This window comes from Streptomyces violaceorubidus, from assembly GCF_000717995.1.
Taxonomy (GTDB): domain Bacteria; phylum Actinomycetota; class Actinomycetes; order Streptomycetales; family Streptomycetaceae; genus Streptomyces; species Streptomyces violaceorubidus.
In genome coordinates this window covers 1-222 of record NZ_JODM01000246.1, presented here as the reverse complement: position 1 = coordinate 222, position 222 = coordinate 1, and the positions used below count along the sequence as shown (strand labels likewise).

General features: G+C 62.2%; 1 pseudogene. It reads left to right on the top strand.

Going from position 1 to position 222, the window contains the following annotated elements:
- Positions 1-222: pseudogene (locus IE94_RS0134955) on the top strand (ketol-acid reductoisomerase); the annotation flags it as partial.

Sequence of the window (222 nt, the reverse complement as noted above, 5' to 3'; positions counted from 1 at the left end):
CGTGGACCTCATGTACGAGGGCGGCCTGGAGAAGATGCGCTGGTCGATCTCCGAGACCGCCGAGTGGGGCGACTACGTCACCGGCCCGCGGATCATCACCGACGCCACCAAGGCCGAGATGAGGAAGGTCCTCGCCGAGATCCAGGACGGCACGTTCGCCAAGAACTGGATGGACGAGTACCACGGCGGTCTGAAGAAGTACAACGAGTACAAGAAGCAGGA